The organism is Neolewinella lacunae (assembly GCF_014349155.1).
GTDB classification, from domain to species: Bacteria; Bacteroidota; Bacteroidia; order Chitinophagales; family Saprospiraceae; genus Neolewinella; species Neolewinella lacunae.
Genome location: NZ_JACSIT010000020.1, coordinates 1 through 276 on the forward strand (window position 1 = coordinate 1; position 276 = coordinate 276).

The 276-nt window shown below is 59.4% G+C and carries 1 protein-coding gene; it reads left to right on the forward strand.

Annotated features, from left to right (window positions below; genetic code table 11):
* On the forward strand, positions 1–276 hold a 276-nt coding region (locus H9S92_RS00105; RefSeq protein WP_406611970.1), incomplete at both ends, for a 3-coathanger stack domain-containing protein.

Below are 276 nucleotides of genomic sequence, written 5' to 3' on the forward strand. Positions count from 1 at the left end.
CCCCACCCCCACCGTTTTCGAAGCAAAAACCCAAATCGTGCTCGAAGCCAACTTCCAGGTACAACTCGGGGCCACCTTCACGGCCGACATCGTCCCCTGCGCGGGCGGTGCCGCCTGGCAGTACGAATATTTCCTGCGAGATCACCTGGGCAACAACCGGGTCCTCTTTGCCGACGAAAACGGCAACAACCTCATTGAAGCCGCAGAAGTGTTGCAAGAAAACCACTACTACCCCTTTGGCATGGAGATGCAAGGGGGCTGGCTGGCGGAGCCGGG